The sequence below is a fragment of the Mesorhizobium sp. L103C119B0 genome (assembly GCF_000502235.1).
In the GTDB taxonomy this organism is placed as follows: Bacteria; Pseudomonadota; Alphaproteobacteria; order Rhizobiales; family Rhizobiaceae; genus Mesorhizobium.
The window spans coordinates 594348-610326 of the sequence record NZ_AYXE01000003.1; the positions used below are offsets into that span (position 1 = coordinate 594348).

Here is a 15979-nt window from a genome sequence, read left to right on the forward strand (position 1 = left end):
CAACCTGAAGGTAACTAACGAGGCAGGGAAGGATGCCGTACGCCTGTACTCCGGTCCCCAACCAAACCTACTTCATTGGCAGTCCCGCTACTACCAGGTCGGCCACCTGTCGATCAATCACTGCAGGATTGATATGGAACGCCATATCGCGCCACCGCGTGGCCTTAAGCCACGGCTGCATGGCAAGCGCCTTGAGGACTTCACTGCGTGCGTCGTCGATTTTTCCAAGATGGACATCGTCGATGGCACGTAGCAGCGGAACAGTGATCAGGAAATCTGACACCCTCGTAATCAGGGCCGCAGATTCGGCGTACTTTTCGATGTCCGTCAAGGCATTCGCCTTCATCATCATATAATAATCGGCGAAGTTTGGATCGTTCCTGAGCCCGTATTCTGCTCGCTCAATGGCCTTGTCTGTCAAGCCGCTGAAGCGGGCTGCTGATGAAAGGTCGCCGATGAGAAACGCGTCTCCCGGCGAAAGCGCAATCACCTCGTCGGCCCTGCGCAGAGAAAGATCGAAGTTGCCCTCATGAGCGCTGACGTAGACGTTTGACCACAAGCAGCTTTTTCTTGCGTCGGGTCCGAGGTTGGCCCGCGGAAGAACCTTTGCCTCCAGTTCGGACGCCATGCGCCAATGTTCGTCAGGCTTCTCGTCAAAGGCCAGGTTGGCCGCCAAGAGGTGATCCCAAGCCAGTCCGCACGACAACAGCGACGAGTCGGGAAACTTGGCCAGGCCCTCAAGAATTATGTCCGTCGCCTTCACCAGGCTCTCGGGCGTGAACTGCCCGAAGAAGAAATTGGATCGAAGGAAGAAGTCGTACTCTTCGAGATCCGGTGTGTCCTTTTCCCAGACCTTCTTGTATTCGCTGCCGTACATTTTTCCGCGCTGGCCACCGAGCGTGCCAATGATGTGTTCGATCACCTCGTCCTGAATCACAAGGGGATTGCTTCCAGAGCGATCGAACTTTTCCGCCCAGAGATTTTCGCCTGTGCGCGCGTTGATCAGCTGCGCGGTGATGCGCACCCGGTCCGTCTCCTTCCAGATGCCACCCTCGATCACGTAGGCCGCGTTCAACTCTTGACCGATCTGGCGGACATCGGTTGGCTTATCCTTGTAGACAAAGGTAGAGCTACGCGAGAGCACCTTAAGTTCGGTGACGCCTGCCAGCATCGAGATCAAATTGTCTGTCATGCCGTCGCTGAAATACTCCAGCTTCGGGTCGCCGCTCATGTTTTTGAACGGCAAAACCGCCACGGTCGGGATGCCACCTTGGCCCGTCTCGCGCTTTGTTCCATAGAACTGCCACCACGCCAGGACCGCCGTGACTGCTAAGGCCAGCACCAGGAAGCTCGCCACGACTAGCAGCCGCGACCGGCTGCGGCTTGCGCACCTGGGCTTGGCCTTGCTGCCGACCGTAACACGGTATGCCTCCACCGGCTCCGCGATGTTCTTGACCTTCTGCAGGCCCATCGATTGAAAGCCGAAAGCCAGCTTCTTCTCAACCTCGCGCGCGACCTTTGCAGAGACCCAGATGCCGCCAGGTTCGGCAAGTTGTTCTAGTCGTGCCGCGATATTTACGCCCTCGCCAAACCGATCGTCGCCCTCGACAATCACCTCGCCAAGATTGACGCCGATGCGCACTTCCACGCGCTGCTCTTTGGGCAACGAGGCGTTTCGCTCGGCCAGCCCATGTTGCAACGAAACCGCGCATTCCATCGCCTCGACGACCGACGAAAACTCCGCCAGCAGCCCATCGCCCATCAGCTTGAAGATCGTGCCATGATGACGCGCTACTGTCGGCTCGAAAAGTTCCTTATGACCGGCGCGCACCCGTTGATACGTACCCGCCTCGTCGCGCTCCATCATGGCAGAATAGCCGACAACGTCAGCAGCAAGGATGGCGGCGAGCTTGCGGTGCATTTCGGAGCACTCTGTCGGCAGCCAACCTCGGAGGCGAGGTGGCAAACCCTCCCAGTTCCGATCAGTTTCGCCTATTAGTACCTTACCCGCAAGCGGCTGTCGGTTGTGGACTTGGTTGGGCCGTAGGGCGGAAGCGGTGGCTAAAACGTGACGGCGATGTTCGAAGCTCTCGCGGCTGGCTGTCCCCCGATAGGTTGAAGAACGGGCTCACGATTGACGCCGGGCCGAGGCATCGAACAGTATATCGGTTTCGACGTATCTGCGGAAATAGACGACAATTTCGATCCGTCGCCAAAAGGATGTGGGCAAGTGCGCGTGCCACCCGCAACTGCTCGCGGCGCTGATCGCAAGCTTGCTTCAAATAGTAAACAACATCCAGAGTTGCACCAACCCAATCAAGACGAGAAGGCCTACCGTCAGCGCAGCGAACAAATCTATTGGGATCTCGGCGACGTACCTCGCGTGGTGGGTTCCCAGTTTCGCCTCGGCATAGTCTTGGTTGATTGCCTTGATTTCCTGGAGAATTGACCTTCCTGCGAGAGAGCCAAAACAGGATATGTTGAAAACTGACAAGGCTAGCGCCAGCTTTGCTGAAGCTGGCGCTGTGTTAGCGAAGCTGAATATCAAAAATACGTTCACAGCCGTGACCGCGAACGCTATGCCCATTACCGTCAGATAGTGGCCAAGCCGAGCATTCGACAACGCGACTTGCTGGTCTCTATTGAGGTTTTCGTGGTCGGCATTTGCAATCATACCAAATGTCCTCCAATCAACCGCCACCATCTGGGTTCATGGTACTCCTATTGTCACGACCTGCAACGCACAGCAGATAAATAAAAGGCGCACGGCGTGAGTTGCTAAGCTGGCGTGACACGCGATGGTAGTGAGACTTACCTCTTCCGCAGCGCCGCCTGGGCTTTGATGGGCTATCATTGTCGTCCGACTCAGCCCGACATGGAGCGGCTCGTTGCCAGGCGCGAGCGCATCTGAGCGCGGGGCATAGATCATGGCGCGGAGGCTCTCGTGGGTCTTCTCGTATCGAGCTGCGACACGCCTGAATCGCTGGTCGCAGAAGAAGTTCTCGGCGAGATGGCGCCACTTGTACATGTTGAAGTCGCAGGGGACGGGCTGTTTTCGGTCGGCTTCGAAGAATGAATGCAACGCGGCGTGGGCTGACGATTGGCGCATGAATATGCCATCTGAATGCAGGCTACCCATCTGTAAAAAATTCGGGACTGGTGGCATCATTCACTGATAGGATAGCGCACGGCCAAAGGGGCATTGCTCATCGCGAGAGACGCGACCAGACTTAGTGTTGGCGATATAGTGGTCGGGCAAAGCCTCCACCGCCTCGGAGGTAGGCACTTGGATGTTCCGGCATGGCTGGTAAGCCTCGGCCTCGGCGAGTATGCCGACGCCTTCGGTAGCCACGACATCGATGAAGAGGTGCTTCCAAGCCTGACCGCCGACGATCTGACGGCGCTCGGGATCACGTCGATTGGGCATCGGCGTAAGTTGCTCAGGGGCATTGCGGCCCTGGCCGAAGATCAGATCCGGCCCACCACAGCTCGTCGGCCGCCTTCACCCTCGGAATCTCGCGCAGAACGGCGGCAACTCACTGTCATGTTCATCGACCTCGTCGGCTCGACTGCTCTGGCAACGCGTCTGGATCCCGAGGACCTGCGTGAGATCATCGGAGCGTATCACCGGTGTGTTGCCGATACGGTCGCTCACTTTGGCGGCTTTGTCGCCAAATATATGGGAGACGGAGTTTTGGTGTATTTCGGCTACCCGCAGGCGCACGAGAACGCCGCCGAGCAGGCGGTGCGCGCTGGCCTTGCTCTCGTTGATGCCGTTAGTCGACTGCCGGAGCCCGAGCTATTGCGGGCTCGTATCGGTATCGGCACCGGACAGGTAGTCGTTGGCGACCTGATCACCTCCGGCGAAGGGCACGAGCGCGGCGTCGTGGGCGAGACGCCGAACCTTGCCGCCCGCCTGCAAGCTCTTGCCGAACCCGGAGCGGTCGTGATCGGGCCGCAAACGCGGCAGCTGGTCGGCGATCTTTTCGAATATCGCGATCTTGGCGCCCTTGAGGTGAAAGGCTTTCCGGAGCCGATTCATCCATATCAAGTGGTTGGTGAGAGCGCTGTCGAAAGCCGGTTCGAGGCAATGCATGGGACGACGCCGACGCCGCTGGTCGGGCGTGAGGAGGAGGTCGAGCTGCTGCAGCGCCACTGGCATCGCGCCAAAAGTGGTGAAGGACGTGTGGTGCTGCTCTCAGGCGAGCCCGGCATTGGAAAGTCGCGCCTCACCCTCACCTTGCAGGAGCGCATCCAGAATGAGCCACACACCCGCCTGCGCTATTTCTGTTCGCCGCACCGTCAAGACAGCGCGCTCCACCCGACCATTGCGCAGCTAGAACGCGCCGCCGGGTTGGAGCGCGACGACCCGCCTGAGAGAAAGCTGGATAAGCTTGGCGCCCTGCTTGCCCCGGCCTCGTCGGAGGACTCGGCGCTGCTGGCGGAGCTGCTGTCGTTACCGACCGACGGCCGTTTCCCGCCTCTCCAACTGACGCCCGAGCGTAAGAAACAGAAAACGTTCGATGCGCTGCTCAGGCAGCTCGAACATCTGGCGCGACAAGGTCCGGTGCTGATGCTCTTCGAGGATGTGCACTGGATCGACCCCAGCTCGCGCGAGCTGCTCGACCTGGTCATCGAGCGGGTGCCGCGCCTGCCAGTTCTGCTTCTCCTCACGTTCCGCCCCGAGTTTCAACCGCCGTGGATCGGGCAGTCCCACGTCACGGTTCTGGTCCTCAATCGGCTCGACCGTCGTGAAGGCGCCGCGCTGGTCCAGAGGGTCGTCGGCACCGGAGAGCTGCCGAGCGACGTTGTCGCGGAGATCATTGAGCGCACGGACGGGGTGCCACTGTTCGTCGAGGAGCTGACCAAGGCGGTGTTGGAGAGCGGCAACGCCAAAACAGTGCTCTCAAGAACTGCCGCGACGGCGTTGAACGTTCCCGCCACGCTGCATGCCTCGTTGATGGCGCGGCTCGATCGCCTCGGCTCAGCCGTTAAGGAGGTCGCGCAGGTCGGCGCGGTTCTGGGTCGGGAGTTCTCCTACGAGTTGCTGGTAGCGGTCGCGCAGCGAAATGCCGCTGAGCTGAACGGTGGACTGGATCAACTCGTCGGCGCCGGTCTGGTATTCTGCCGCGGGACGCGGCCACAGGCCACTTACCTCTTCAAACATGCGCTCGTTCAAGACGCTGCCTATGGCACGCTGCTGCGCGCCAAGCGCCAGGAGCTACATAAGCGTGTCGCAGATATGTTGGAGGAAAAGTGGCCCGAAATCACTGAGGCGCAACCCGAGCTCCTCGCGCACCACTTTCAGGAAGCTGGGGATTGGGCGGGCGCGCTCGATCATTGGCAAAAGGCGGGAGGGGCCGCCATAGCCAGAGCTGCCATCAGGGAAGCCGTATCGCACTTTGCCAGTGCTATCGACTGCAGCAGGAGAGTTGGCGATGTGTCCGGCGGCGCCGAACGGATGACACGTCTCCACCTTGCGATGGCCAATGCCTTGATGCAGGCTGAAGGGTATCGTTCTGAGCGCCTTGGGAAGACGCTTGAAGATGCACGTCTTGCTGCCGCGAACACTGCATCGGCCGAATTGCAATGTGACGTTGCGCTTTCACACGCTCCATTTTCTTATGCCACTGGGCGCAATCACGATTACCTGACCCTGGCCGAAAAGCAGCTTGCAGACTGTGCCGATCTCCTTCCAACGGCTTATCTGAGCGGTCTTTGGGCAACCAAGGGGATGGCTCATTATAGCCGGGGAGAACAACCGCAGGCAGCGGAAGCTTTGCGGAATGCCTTAGATTTGATTGATAGTGTTGACCCAAGCCGGGGTATCTTGTTCGCCGGTGCGGATCAAATCCGTGTCTCTGCCCAGGAATATTTTAGCGAATCGCTGATGATATTGGGTTTCTTTGATGATGCAGTCGAAGAGAAAGAGCGCCTAATTCGAAATTTTGACCAGGTCGATAAGCCTTTCCACCTCGCGTGGTGTCTTCTCGTGCAGTGCGAATTGTACGCGCTACTTGGTCAATACAAGGAACTCCTTGAGACCGCTACGAAGATCGTCGAGATTTGCGAACTGCATGGCTATACGGCGCGTCGAAGCAGCGGCATTAGGTGGCGTGGCCATGCCCGCTCGCATTTAGGTGAACTGAATGCCGGCATCGATGACGTCCGGGAGAGTTTGGTTCTTTGGCGTGGGCAGGGCGTCATATTTCATACCCCTGAGAAAGCATGCGAGCTTTGTGATCTTCTCCTGCGCGCCGGTCGCATCGAAGACGCATCGCAAATGCTTGATGATGTCGATACGCTCGTTTTCGATACAGATGAGGAGAGCTACCTAGCAGAATGCATTCGCCTTCGTGGCCAAATCGCCGCGGGCAGAGGTGAACTGACGGGAGCCACACACCTATTCGAAAAGGCAATTACTACTGCCCGTCGGCAGCAAGCGAGACTCTTCGAGCTTCGCGCCGCAACGCAACTGGCACCAGTTCTGGCACGTCAAGGCAGTGTTCATGAGGCCGCGACGCGTCTGCAAGCGGTGGTCCGCACATTGAACACAAGGTATCCAATCGTCGACCTCATCGCGGCACAAAGGGCGCTGGACGCCCTAACCCGTTGAGGTCGCACCATCTGCGTGGGTTCCGACAACGTTGTTTGCGAGCTTGGCTCATTGCGCGCCGAGACGCGCGTTCGTTTGGACTGGAATGTAACGGAATTGAGACGTTCACGCTGTCCCCGCGTAGCACGCAACTGTGACCTCTACTATGGTCCCCAGCGATGTCTGCTTTCAGGCAGTGACGAAGTTGACCTCTATGACCACCCTGGGGCGCATTCCTGGCAGGCGGCTTTGGGGCCGGAAGGGGACTGTCTGCTTATGGGGCGAAATCGCAAACAAGCAGTCCTCCCCCCGCCACCAACGCGTCATAGCAGAGTCATCAATCGACGAAGCGAAACGACCAGTCTCATCTCGCCGCGCGGAAAATGCCTCATGCAGCATCCTCTCCTTACGGATTTGGGGTTGAAGTTTACCGCTTTCCGCCGGCCATCTTCGTGGAAGAAGTTAATCGCCGCAGGCTGAGCATCGCCGCGGCACCGATCAACGGTCCCGGAACCGAAAGCAGGAATGCCCAACGCCAGCCGCCAAGCAAGGCCGCCACGTGAGGGATCAATCCGATGACCAGCACTGTAAGCGCAAAGCCGAGCCCGAGTTGGACTGACAGCGCTGTGCCGACAAAGCGCCTGTCGCCAAGCTCCGTCACCACCGCGGAGAACTGCGCGGAATCACCGATGACTGAGATGCCCCAGACGACGGCGATCAAGACGAACAGCCAGAGCGGACCGTGGAAGACAAAGCCGATAGCCAGCGCGCAGAGAGCAGACACAATCATCATTCCTGCCGTGGTCAGGCTGCGATCGAAGCGGTCAGACAACACGCCGCCAAGCAGGCAGCCGGCGACTCCCGCAGCGATCGCGCAGAACGTCAGCAGTGACGCAAAAGCCGGCGACGGTTGACCCTGCTCTTCGAGCGCGGCCCTGGCATAGGTGAGCAGCCATGTCCACATGGCATAGAGTTCCCACATGTGGCCGAGATAGCCGATATTGACCAGGAGCAAGGGCCTGTCCCTGAAGATTTCGCCGATCTGGCGCGGATCGAACATCGCCTTGCCGAATGCATGCGGTCCTTCGCTGGCGAAGAACCAAAAAAGCGCAGATCCGATGAGTGTCGCGGCGCTTGCGGCAAGCAGCACTGATCGCCAGTCGAACGAACCGGTGAGTGCCCGAAACAGATGTGGCAGGGCCGAGCCCAGTGTCAGCGCACCGATCGTGGCGCCGAGTGCGAGGCCCCTTTCTCGTATGAACCAGGTCGAGACCAGCTTCAGCGCCGGCGGATAGACACCGGCCAACGCAACGCCAGTGACGATCCGGGCAGCGACGATGCCTACAGGGCCGGGCTGCAGAAGCAGACAAGCATTGGCGGCAGCGGCAAGCAGTGAAGAAACCGCCATCAGGCGGTTCAGTCTGACGACATCAGGCAGATTGACGAGGCTCGAGATAAGCGCGCCTGCAACGAAACCGATCTGCACGCCATTGGTCAGCCAGGCTTCGATGGCGCCCGAGAGATGCCACGCCGCCCTCAGCTCGGGCGTAATCGCGGCCGCTGAAAACCAGGTGGTCAGCGACAGGACCACTGCGAGGCAAAGTAGGCCAAGAACCCTCCAGCGATGGGTATCCTCGACAATGATGGCCTTGGGCGCGCTATCTGGACCCAGCTGGCACACCATGGCAACCACTCAGCCGCGTGCCAGCGGCACGGTGAACACCGTCGCAGTGCCCGTCAGGCAGACTTCACCAGCCTCATTACGTACCGAGGTCTCGATCTTGCAGATCGGCTTGTCGGGACGCACCTCCTTGATCTCGACGCGGCCGGTGATCATCTCGTCGATGCCGACCGCCTTCACGAATTTCCAGGCGACCTCGAGGAAGACGGTACCAGGGCCAGGAAGGTCCTCGGCCACAACTGCATTGAGGATGCCGGAGGTGACGCCGCCCTGGACGATCAGCTTGCCGAAGACAGATGCCTCGGCGAGCGCCTTGTCGTAGTGCAGCGGGTTACGGTCGCCAGTCATTTCGGTGAAAGCATGGATGTCTTCCAGGCGTGTGCGTCGCGAGCGTTCGGCAAAATCGCCCACTTGTGGCCGACCCTTGACGATGCCAATCCATCCGTCCTTCGTCTGTGCACTCATCGATGTATCTCCAATCCGATTGATTTTCGTGGATCAGCCCGGCTGCGTCAGACATCCAGGCATGGTTCACCTAAGCAGAACGAGGGGCTTCGGCGCGCTGCTGCCACCAAGGCCGTGGGAAACGGCGGGCTTGCATGTCCCGTTCTACGATGCCCTCAAATTCGGCTTTCATGACGCTGCTGAACTGCCGGTGCCTGGTCTCGTTGTCGCCGAGCGTCCAGTCGAACGAGGCTATCGTGTCGGTGGCGTCGAGTATCTGCTCAGCGATGAAATCCCGTTCGCGTTGATAGGATGCGAAAGCTTGAGCCGATCCATCGAGGATGTTCCGGTCGCATTGCATGGCTTCCTACTCTATTCGGTGGGGCTCCCAGCCAAGGGTTGCGAGTCCCTATCCAATTCCGGGTTGTCAAGCCCCCGGACTATTCGCCGATTCGTCAAGCACCCCTTACAAGGGAGGCTGCTTGCGTTCGCGCTCGACTGGCGTGATGCTCTCAGTTTTCGTACGGGGGAACGCAAAAATGACTTTCACTCAAGAGCTCGCCGAGCGACGCATTCTGAATAATGCGAAAGAAGTTGAGCAGCGCAGCCCGCCTCCGAGTGAAGCGCAACAAGTTGAAGCGGCGTTGAAGGTTCATAGGCTGGCACTGGAATTGACGGTCGCCTTAAGAGCGGCAAGAGATTTGGGTGTCCCTTTGGTCATTCAGGTTGATGACATTCCTATGGGCAAACGCCTGCTTACACAGGTTTTGGCCAGGATGTTGGTCGATTAAAGGAACGCATTCGCCAACCATGGACAAACCGGGAATTCACATTTCGCGGTTTCAATCTACATTGCTCAGATGGAAAGTTCTTTGACGATATCGCCAGCGCCCTCAGAGAGCCCTGCCTGGACGTGTGGCGTCCTGTCCCGCCTTCGCTTTCGATCTCATAGGCAAACTCGCCCTTGGCCTCGCCGCAAGGCCTTGGCATTGGAATGGCGTTGCCGGGTAGCTGGGAACCGGACCTTCAGTTTAGGGGTCCGTAGCAGAGCGTGATAAAGCAGCAAACAAGCCCCCATAGAAAAACGGCGCTGCCTAGCAGCTGGTCTGCCGTCGGGCCGGAAAAATCGACAAGATGAAACGCCACCATGGCTCTACCAATGACGGTTCGGAACACTGCCGAGAGTTGCGCTGCTGTCGACGACCTGAAAGGTGATCTGCTGGCATTGCTCCGATTCAATCTTCTTCGCGGAAATCCTGCAGCGAGGCATGCCTAAGATCGTCCTCGCCGCGCAAGTGCTCCACGCGTCAAATGAGGCCGGGCTTTCCCACTGCGTCGCCGGCCGCCTCGGTAAGCAGCACGTTGCCAAACCACAATGGCTCCATTTGAAGGTAGTGTTTAGTCGTGGCGGTGGGGAAGTTTGCACGACATGCCATCGCTAGTTGGGAGGTATCGCAACCAGGAAGCCACTGGCCAGCAGATATTCGTAAAGATGCAGCAGCGGCGGTGCTGGGCGCAACTGGTCGGCAGTTATCCATGGCCGGCTGCCATCAAGCTTCCATCCGCGTCCCAGCTCAGTTTCGAGCAGGGGAAGCAACTCCTCGCGAGGGCATGGATAGGCCAGTACACGTACGTTGGAGCCGAAAAGCCGCGCGATACCCTCAAGCAGGCGGCCTTCCAGGTGCTGGTATCTCACATCTTCGAGAACCCGTATCAACGCAGGCAGCGGCACGGCAAAACGCAAAGGCGCCTGTGTGTATCGACGCACGAATGCGGTGGCGCGGTACAACTGGCGGTGCCGCATCATCATCGCCGCGCCCTTGCCCATTGCAGGCAGCGGGGTATCAGAATCGACGACCATCAGGCGCACATCGATGACACCCTTCACCTCAGGATTCCCGGCGACCTCGCGGCGAAGCGTTCCCAGGCACGCCGCAATCGCTTCAGGTGAAAGGCCGTCGCGGGGGTCGCTCGCCAACGGCACGATGGCCACAGACTTCTTATAGAGAAACTCGTTCGCAGCAACGGCCACGCCATCACTGTCCAGCGTCACCGCCTCAGCCCTGCCGTCGCGTGCCAAGGCTATGTGCAGTTCGCGCATGTCGCAATCCGCGAACGCGCGGCCTCGCATCACGATCCGATCAATTTCGAGGCGGTCATTTGTAAGGCTGTCGAACATCCTCGCGGGCAAATCGCCGGGGGTTGCCCGCTCATTCAGCAGCGCATGCAGCAGGTTCACACCGAGAATGCCCACCGTCTCCTGCTGAAGCAGGTTGGCATTATCGCGAAGGTTCACGTGCAGCAGAATGTCGCTCGCCTCAGCCCGCGGGTGATCCTGAAAGCGGACGCCGATCCAGCCGTGGCAATCGTTGGTGCCTGCAAAGTTGCGGGCGGCGATGGTATCGGCGAAAGCAAACAAGCGCGTATCTTTGCCACGCGCGTCACCGATCTGCTGCACAAGTGATTTCCATTCACAATCGAGCATCGTCTCAAGCCGCGGCCTGGACACGTAGCGTGTTCCGGAGCCGTAAAGGTCATCGCTCACTTCCTTGTCGTAGGCTGAGACGGTTTTGGCCACCGTGCCAGACGCGGCGCCAACGCGCAGAAACCATCGCGCCACTTCCTGGCCTGCGCCGATCTCGGCGAACGAGCCGAAACTCGTTGGGTCCAGATTGACCTCCAGCGCTTTCCGATGCGTGTCAGCAGCAGCGTTATCCGAACGACCAGTCGCATCGGTAATGGCAGTAACATTCATGGTTTGGTCTCTGAGGTGGACTGCGGTTGCGTCTCAATACTGCCGCCCAGCGCCAGGGGCAAATTGACGCTGGGCGAGTTGTTCGGTCTGAACGAGCAGCAAACCAGCTGCGCTCAATGCGCATTCACCTGCTGCTATTGAACCGCGCGAAGATCGCCGCTGCCTTTGGGGCGACAACAATAGCATAGCGATTCCGCTTTGTGGCGGCTCGCGGCGTCACTGCGCCAGTCGACAGCTTGCCGCTCGTTCGAACCGCATTTGTCGGAAATCAGTGCCCTACAATGCCCAGGACCTTCATGTCGAAAAGTGGCAACGCCAAGAAAGCCTTTGCAACGAGAGCGTTGGCAAGATCAACGAAGAACGATCCTGCGAGGGTGATTAGCAAGAACGCCTTCGGTGCTGGACCGTAACGGCGTGCCACTTCGTCCATGGTCGCCATCGCGACGGGCATAGAAGATATCCCGAAGCCGAGGAAACCACCGACCGTAACCGCGGCCTCATAGTCACGGCCGAGCAGCCGGAACAGAATAAAATAGGCAATTGCCACAATGACGATGATCTGCAGCACCACGTTGACGAAAAGTGGTCCAAGGATAGCGGCGACGGCGACCAGCTTGGTACTCATGAGGCTGAGCACCAGAAACAGGTTCAGAGCGACCTCGCCGCCCTTTTGAATTGGCTCGAAGTCCAGCCGGAAGCCAGTCCAGTCAACAAGGTTCGTCAGGAAAACTCCCGCGAGCATTGCCGACAGGAAGCCAGGCAGCAACAATCCTGCGTCCTTGGCCCAGCTATTGAGCTTGCCGCCAAGAAAGACCGACACTGCAATAATCAGGATCGTCACCAGAATGCTTTCAAGCGAGCCTCCTGACTCTGCTCCCGGAATAGCTTTTTGCGGCTCGGCGAAGGAGACCTCGGTCTGCGGCGTAGCGGCCAGGGAGAGTTTGTGACGCCCGATCAGCCAACCAGTGATGGGTCCCGACACCAGAGCCCCGGTGATGACCGCAAGGGTCGCCGCGCCGGCTCCGACCGCTGGGGCGTTCTGGAGCCCGACGGCCTCCGCCTCCTTCGCCCAGGCAAGTGCCGTTCCTGGTCCACCGACGAAGGAGAGGCTCCCGGCAAGGAGACCGTAGAAGGGGTGTGCACCCCAAGCCGTAGCGACACCGATGCCAACCAGATTCTGGCAGACCAGCAGAAGCACTGTCACCGCGCAGAGGATTACGAGCGGACGGCCACCGGCTCGCAGCGCTTTCAACTTCGCGGACAGGCCGATCGTCGTGAAGAAGACAAGCAATAGGAGATCGCGGAGTTTTGTGCCGAAGGCGACCTCAGTTCCGACGATGACCTGAGCAAGAAGAACCAGTAGAGCCACTATCATGGCTCCGATCACGGCGTTGGGCATGTCGATGCGTTTCAGCACTGGAACCATTCGACGGATGCGGGTTCCCGCGAGCAACGCGATGAGACCGATGATCAGCGTCCCAAGTTCCGAAAATTCAAACATGGTCCGCCGCCATCGACTCGATCTCCCGGCCCGACGCTCTGGCTGAACGTCTCGGCGATGCAAAGAAGCAACTGCTGCTCGACCAACTTACCACCAATGCCAGTTCGACGAGACAACCTCCTTGGCGTTTCGGCCCATCAGCGATGCCCTTGCGAAATCGATACTCTCGGTGGGGATAGGGCACACCAACCCGGATCAATCGCGAAAAATCCGGCGAGAGGCCCGACTTCCGCGCACGGTCGTCTATGTGGGCGAACTCCCTTAAGGTCGATATTGGCAAGCGGGTGTCGAGTGCACCCCGATCGTACGCATATTCGGGAAGATAGCCGTTGACGATGAGGCGCCAGTCGAAAGGAATTGGGTCACCGACCGCTCGCATCATCTTGACGATTGTCGTCGTGCAGTTCGTGGTAATGGAATTGTAGAATGCAGGTTTCGTGGAGAGCGCATTTCCGTCCGAGACATATTCGAGGAGAAGTGATCGGGCCGCGTCAGGCGACGCTTTCAGGCGATAGATCTGGACGTCCTCCCCCCGAACATTTGACCTGACACCGATGACGTCTCGCTCGTCGGCCGCGATAATGACCAGTGGATTGCTCTTGAACAGGTCTGCTATGGGCGAAAACTTGCCACCCACGCGACGCCGCACCTCGATGGACCAGGCAAGATAGCGACCGTCGGAGAAGCCAAAGCTCATCATGACATGGGCCATTTTCGGTCCAGCCCAATAAGACATGAAGAGGTCAGCGGTCTGAACGGTGGAGAGGTCGTAGGTTCGGGTTGTCCAGTGCTCGGCGAAATCAATGTCGCTGCGCCATTCGAAGTCGCGCACGTCTTTCAGCGTCAACAGATTCCCGTCGAGTGTCCCGGTTACCTGACGGGCGACATCTGGCGCCCACTCCGCGTCGTCTAAAGGCTTGATGGTGCTCCACCAGACCAGCACCGCAGCGAAAGCAGCGATAAACAGGACCACGGCCCTGAAGCGAAAACGGCTGAAGAGGGCCATGACGGTGCCGATGCCGAATGAAATCAAAATGGCGCAGGCCGCAGCCCGTCCAAGCTCTGCCGAGGGCAGACGGTACCACATGGCAAGTCCGCTCCAGGCCGACAAAAGTGCAACGGCTAGTGACAGGATGATGGCAAGCGATATCCGACCGATGCGATGCATGAACTTCGCTGCCGCCCTAGCCTGGAATTATTGTTTCTTGCAGCCCTTCGCAGAGGCCGAGGGTGACGTACAACTTTTATTGGCCCTGCTGGCCTCGTTGCTTGGAGAGCCGGTCAGGTTCTCGACTTCCTTGCCGTAGTTCTCTCTGGTGTTCTGATCGACCACGGCAACGGGCGCCGAAATTACCAAACCTGCAGCGCTGCCAGCCGCAGCTGCCGCGCCTGTTGTCGCTTGCACGATGGTGTCGCCAAGGCCCACCCTGCTGTCGGTCAAGGTCTGGCCGGCAGCCATCCGCGCCCCAATTAGTTGCACGATCTGCGGTGACGACGCGAACTTGCCGTGATTCAGACTGTCCCCGGATTTGACCTTGGTCAGGTCGATGACGGTCACATTGTTGCTTGCAAGGTCTTCCTTATAGGGAGTCTCTTCCGGATTGATCGAACCGAGCCGGGGGATGTTGCCCCAGACCCGTCGAGAAAATGCAAGCGCCCGGTCATCCTGCGAGACGAAGAGGGTGAACTGCGGGTGCTGTTTGCCCATGTCGGCAATCTGCGTGCGAAACACGTCGACATCGACGTCAGGCGCGGCCAGCATGACGTTCTTGAACTTCGCCGGCAGGCCGCCGTTGCGGATGGCCATCTGGCGCAAGGATTCCAACGCAAGCCAATTACCCATCGAATGGGCGAGGATCGAAACCTCTTTTACGTCGGGATCGTGCGCCAGGTATTGGAACAGCGTCTCGAGCGCATCGCGCGTGTAGTTGGTGCTCTCGCGATCGTAGCCATAGGCTAGCGTACTGCCTCGGGAAGGCCATGTGACCAAGATCGGAGCGCTGTCGGTGCCGGTATCCTTCGCGATCTGCGCAAAGCGGTAAAGGGAGTCCTCGAAGCGGTTGTTGAAGCCATGGATGAAAACCAAAACGCTGTGGTCCGGGCTCTTCTTGACAGAGGCGTGTAGCCACTCCTTCGCTCCATCCCGTGTTAGTTCTTCGGCTTTCACCACCGCGAAATCGGTTGCAGGGTTTGACGGCAGCTTCTTGGGCCAGGCGACCTCGCCGACCCTACGGGCTGACGCCGGCGGGATCGACACCGTAACGTCCGCGAATGAAGGAGCCAGGCCACGCTCGCCCGTATACATCTCGGCCGGGTTGGCTGAGCGAGCCCGCGTCGTCGTCACCAGCATCTCCACCTTGCTGGATGATGGGGACGTATCTGCCACCGGCAACAAGACATTTTTCGGGCGCGACGCGCAGCCGAAAAGCAGGCCAACCAATGCAAATGCCAGCAAGGCGTTTGTGGTACGCCCGCCTTCTGATTTACTTATCCCGGTTCTCAAAACGCCCCCCAGTGTGTAACTCGACAAGGCGGTCAATACCGTTGTCGCCAACCTATCAGTCGATGCAGATTGCCGCGATCGTGGATCCGAGACTGTTGGGTTGCCGCTCCACACTGCCTAACGAAGTATCGGAATCCGCTATTTTGCGCAACTGCTGGCATTTCGCCACGGAACGAAGCGGGCGCCGCCGTCTTCCAAGCCTATTCCTTATCCGCCGTTTACTTGATGCGGGCGACGCCACCCGAAATCTCGATCGATTCCGACCCGGTCAGGGCTTCGAGATCACCATTGGGCCAGGTGACGTAACAGCCATTTGGGCAGAATTCCACGATTTCCCCCGCGTGCAACGCCAGCTTCGTCTTGCCGCTGCCTTGTGTCACGATCAGCGTACGGATCTGGCTGTCCTTGTTCACCACTCTGGCCGCCAAAGCCGAACCACCCACGGCAAGAACAGCAATGGCCGCGACCAGCGACCTCCACATTTTACAAGATCTGCTCCC

General features: G+C 59.1%; 10 protein-coding genes and 2 pseudogenes. 2 read left to right on the forward strand and 10 right to left on the reverse strand.

Annotated features, from left to right (window positions below; genetic code table 11):
• Nucleotides 1–67 precede the first annotated feature (67 nt).
• The 3 genes and pseudogenes from X728_RS159040 to X728_RS1000000171415 form a co-directional block, all read right to left on the reverse strand.
• Nucleotides 68–1921: an adenylate/guanylate cyclase domain-containing protein gene (locus X728_RS159040; RefSeq protein ID WP_023830942.1), complete on the reverse strand. Its 1854-nt coding sequence runs from the start codon at nt 1919–1921 to the stop codon at nt 68–70.
• A gap of 357 nt (nt 1922–2278) precedes the next feature.
• A complete protein-coding gene (locus X728_RS159035) occupies nt 2279–2674 on the reverse strand; it encodes a hypothetical protein (RefSeq protein WP_023723947.1) in 396 nt (131 codons plus the stop codon).
• A gap of 273 nt (nt 2675–2947) precedes the next feature.
• A pseudogene (locus X728_RS1000000171415) lies at nt 2948–3049 on the reverse strand (IS5/IS1182 family transposase); the annotation flags it as partial.
• Nucleotides 3050–3286: 237 nt separating this feature from the next.
• Here X728_RS1000000171415 and X728_RS159030 point away from each other — a divergent pair.
• Nucleotides 3287–6616, forward strand: a complete 3330-nt coding sequence (locus X728_RS159030; RefSeq protein WP_023830944.1) for an AAA family ATPase — start codon at nt 3287–3289, stop codon at nt 6614–6616.
• A 406-nt stretch (nt 6617–7022) separates the two neighbouring features.
• On the opposite strand, the gene X728_RS159025 is transcribed toward X728_RS159030, so the two are convergent.
• The gene (locus X728_RS159025) at nt 7023–8279 is read right to left on the reverse strand and encodes an MFS transporter (RefSeq protein WP_023830945.1); all 1257 of its coding nucleotides are present in this window, start codon (nt 8277–8279) and stop codon (nt 7023–7025) included.
• 9 nt (nt 8280–8288) lie between these two features.
• Nucleotides 8289–8741: a MaoC family dehydratase gene (locus X728_RS159020; RefSeq protein ID WP_023734915.1), complete on the reverse strand. Its 453-nt coding sequence runs from the start codon at nt 8739–8741 to the stop codon at nt 8289–8291.
• Between the two features lie 518 nt (nt 8742–9259).
• Between X728_RS159020 and X728_RS159010 the strand changes: the two genes are divergently transcribed.
• Entirely contained in the window at nt 9260–9511 is a 252-nt protein-coding gene (locus tag X728_RS159010; protein WP_155923933.1) for a hypothetical protein, read from the forward strand.
• 647 nt (nt 9512–10158) lie between these two features.
• Here the strand turns inward: X728_RS159010 and X728_RS01000000166450 are convergent.
• The 5 genes and pseudogenes from X728_RS01000000166450 to X728_RS158990 form a co-directional block, all read right to left on the reverse strand.
• A complete protein-coding gene (locus X728_RS01000000166450) occupies nt 10159–11475 on the reverse strand; it encodes a hypothetical protein (RefSeq protein ID WP_023830948.1) in 1317 nt (438 codons plus the stop codon).
• Nucleotides 11476–11743: 268 nt separating this feature from the next.
• Complete coding sequence (gene gltS / locus X728_RS159005) at nt 11744–12976, reverse strand: sodium/glutamate symporter (protein ID WP_031195017.1); 1233 nt, start codon at nt 12974–12976, stop codon at nt 11744–11746.
• Nucleotides 12977–13148: 172 nt separating this feature from the next.
• A pseudogene (locus X728_RS159000) lies at nt 13149–14144 on the reverse strand (DUF4105 domain-containing protein); the annotation flags it as partial.
• Between the two features lie 27 nt (nt 14145–14171).
• Complete coding sequence (locus tag X728_RS158995; RefSeq protein WP_155923943.1) at nt 14172–15428, reverse strand: alpha/beta hydrolase; 1257 nt, start codon at nt 15426–15428, stop codon at nt 14172–14174.
• Between the two features lie 269 nt (nt 15429–15697).
• Nucleotides 15698–15961 carry a hypothetical protein gene (locus X728_RS158990; protein ID WP_023830952.1) on the reverse strand — a complete coding sequence of 88 codons (264 nt, stop codon included), beginning with the start codon at nt 15959–15961 and terminating at the stop codon, nt 15698–15700.
• Nucleotides 15962–15979 lie beyond the last annotated feature (18 nt).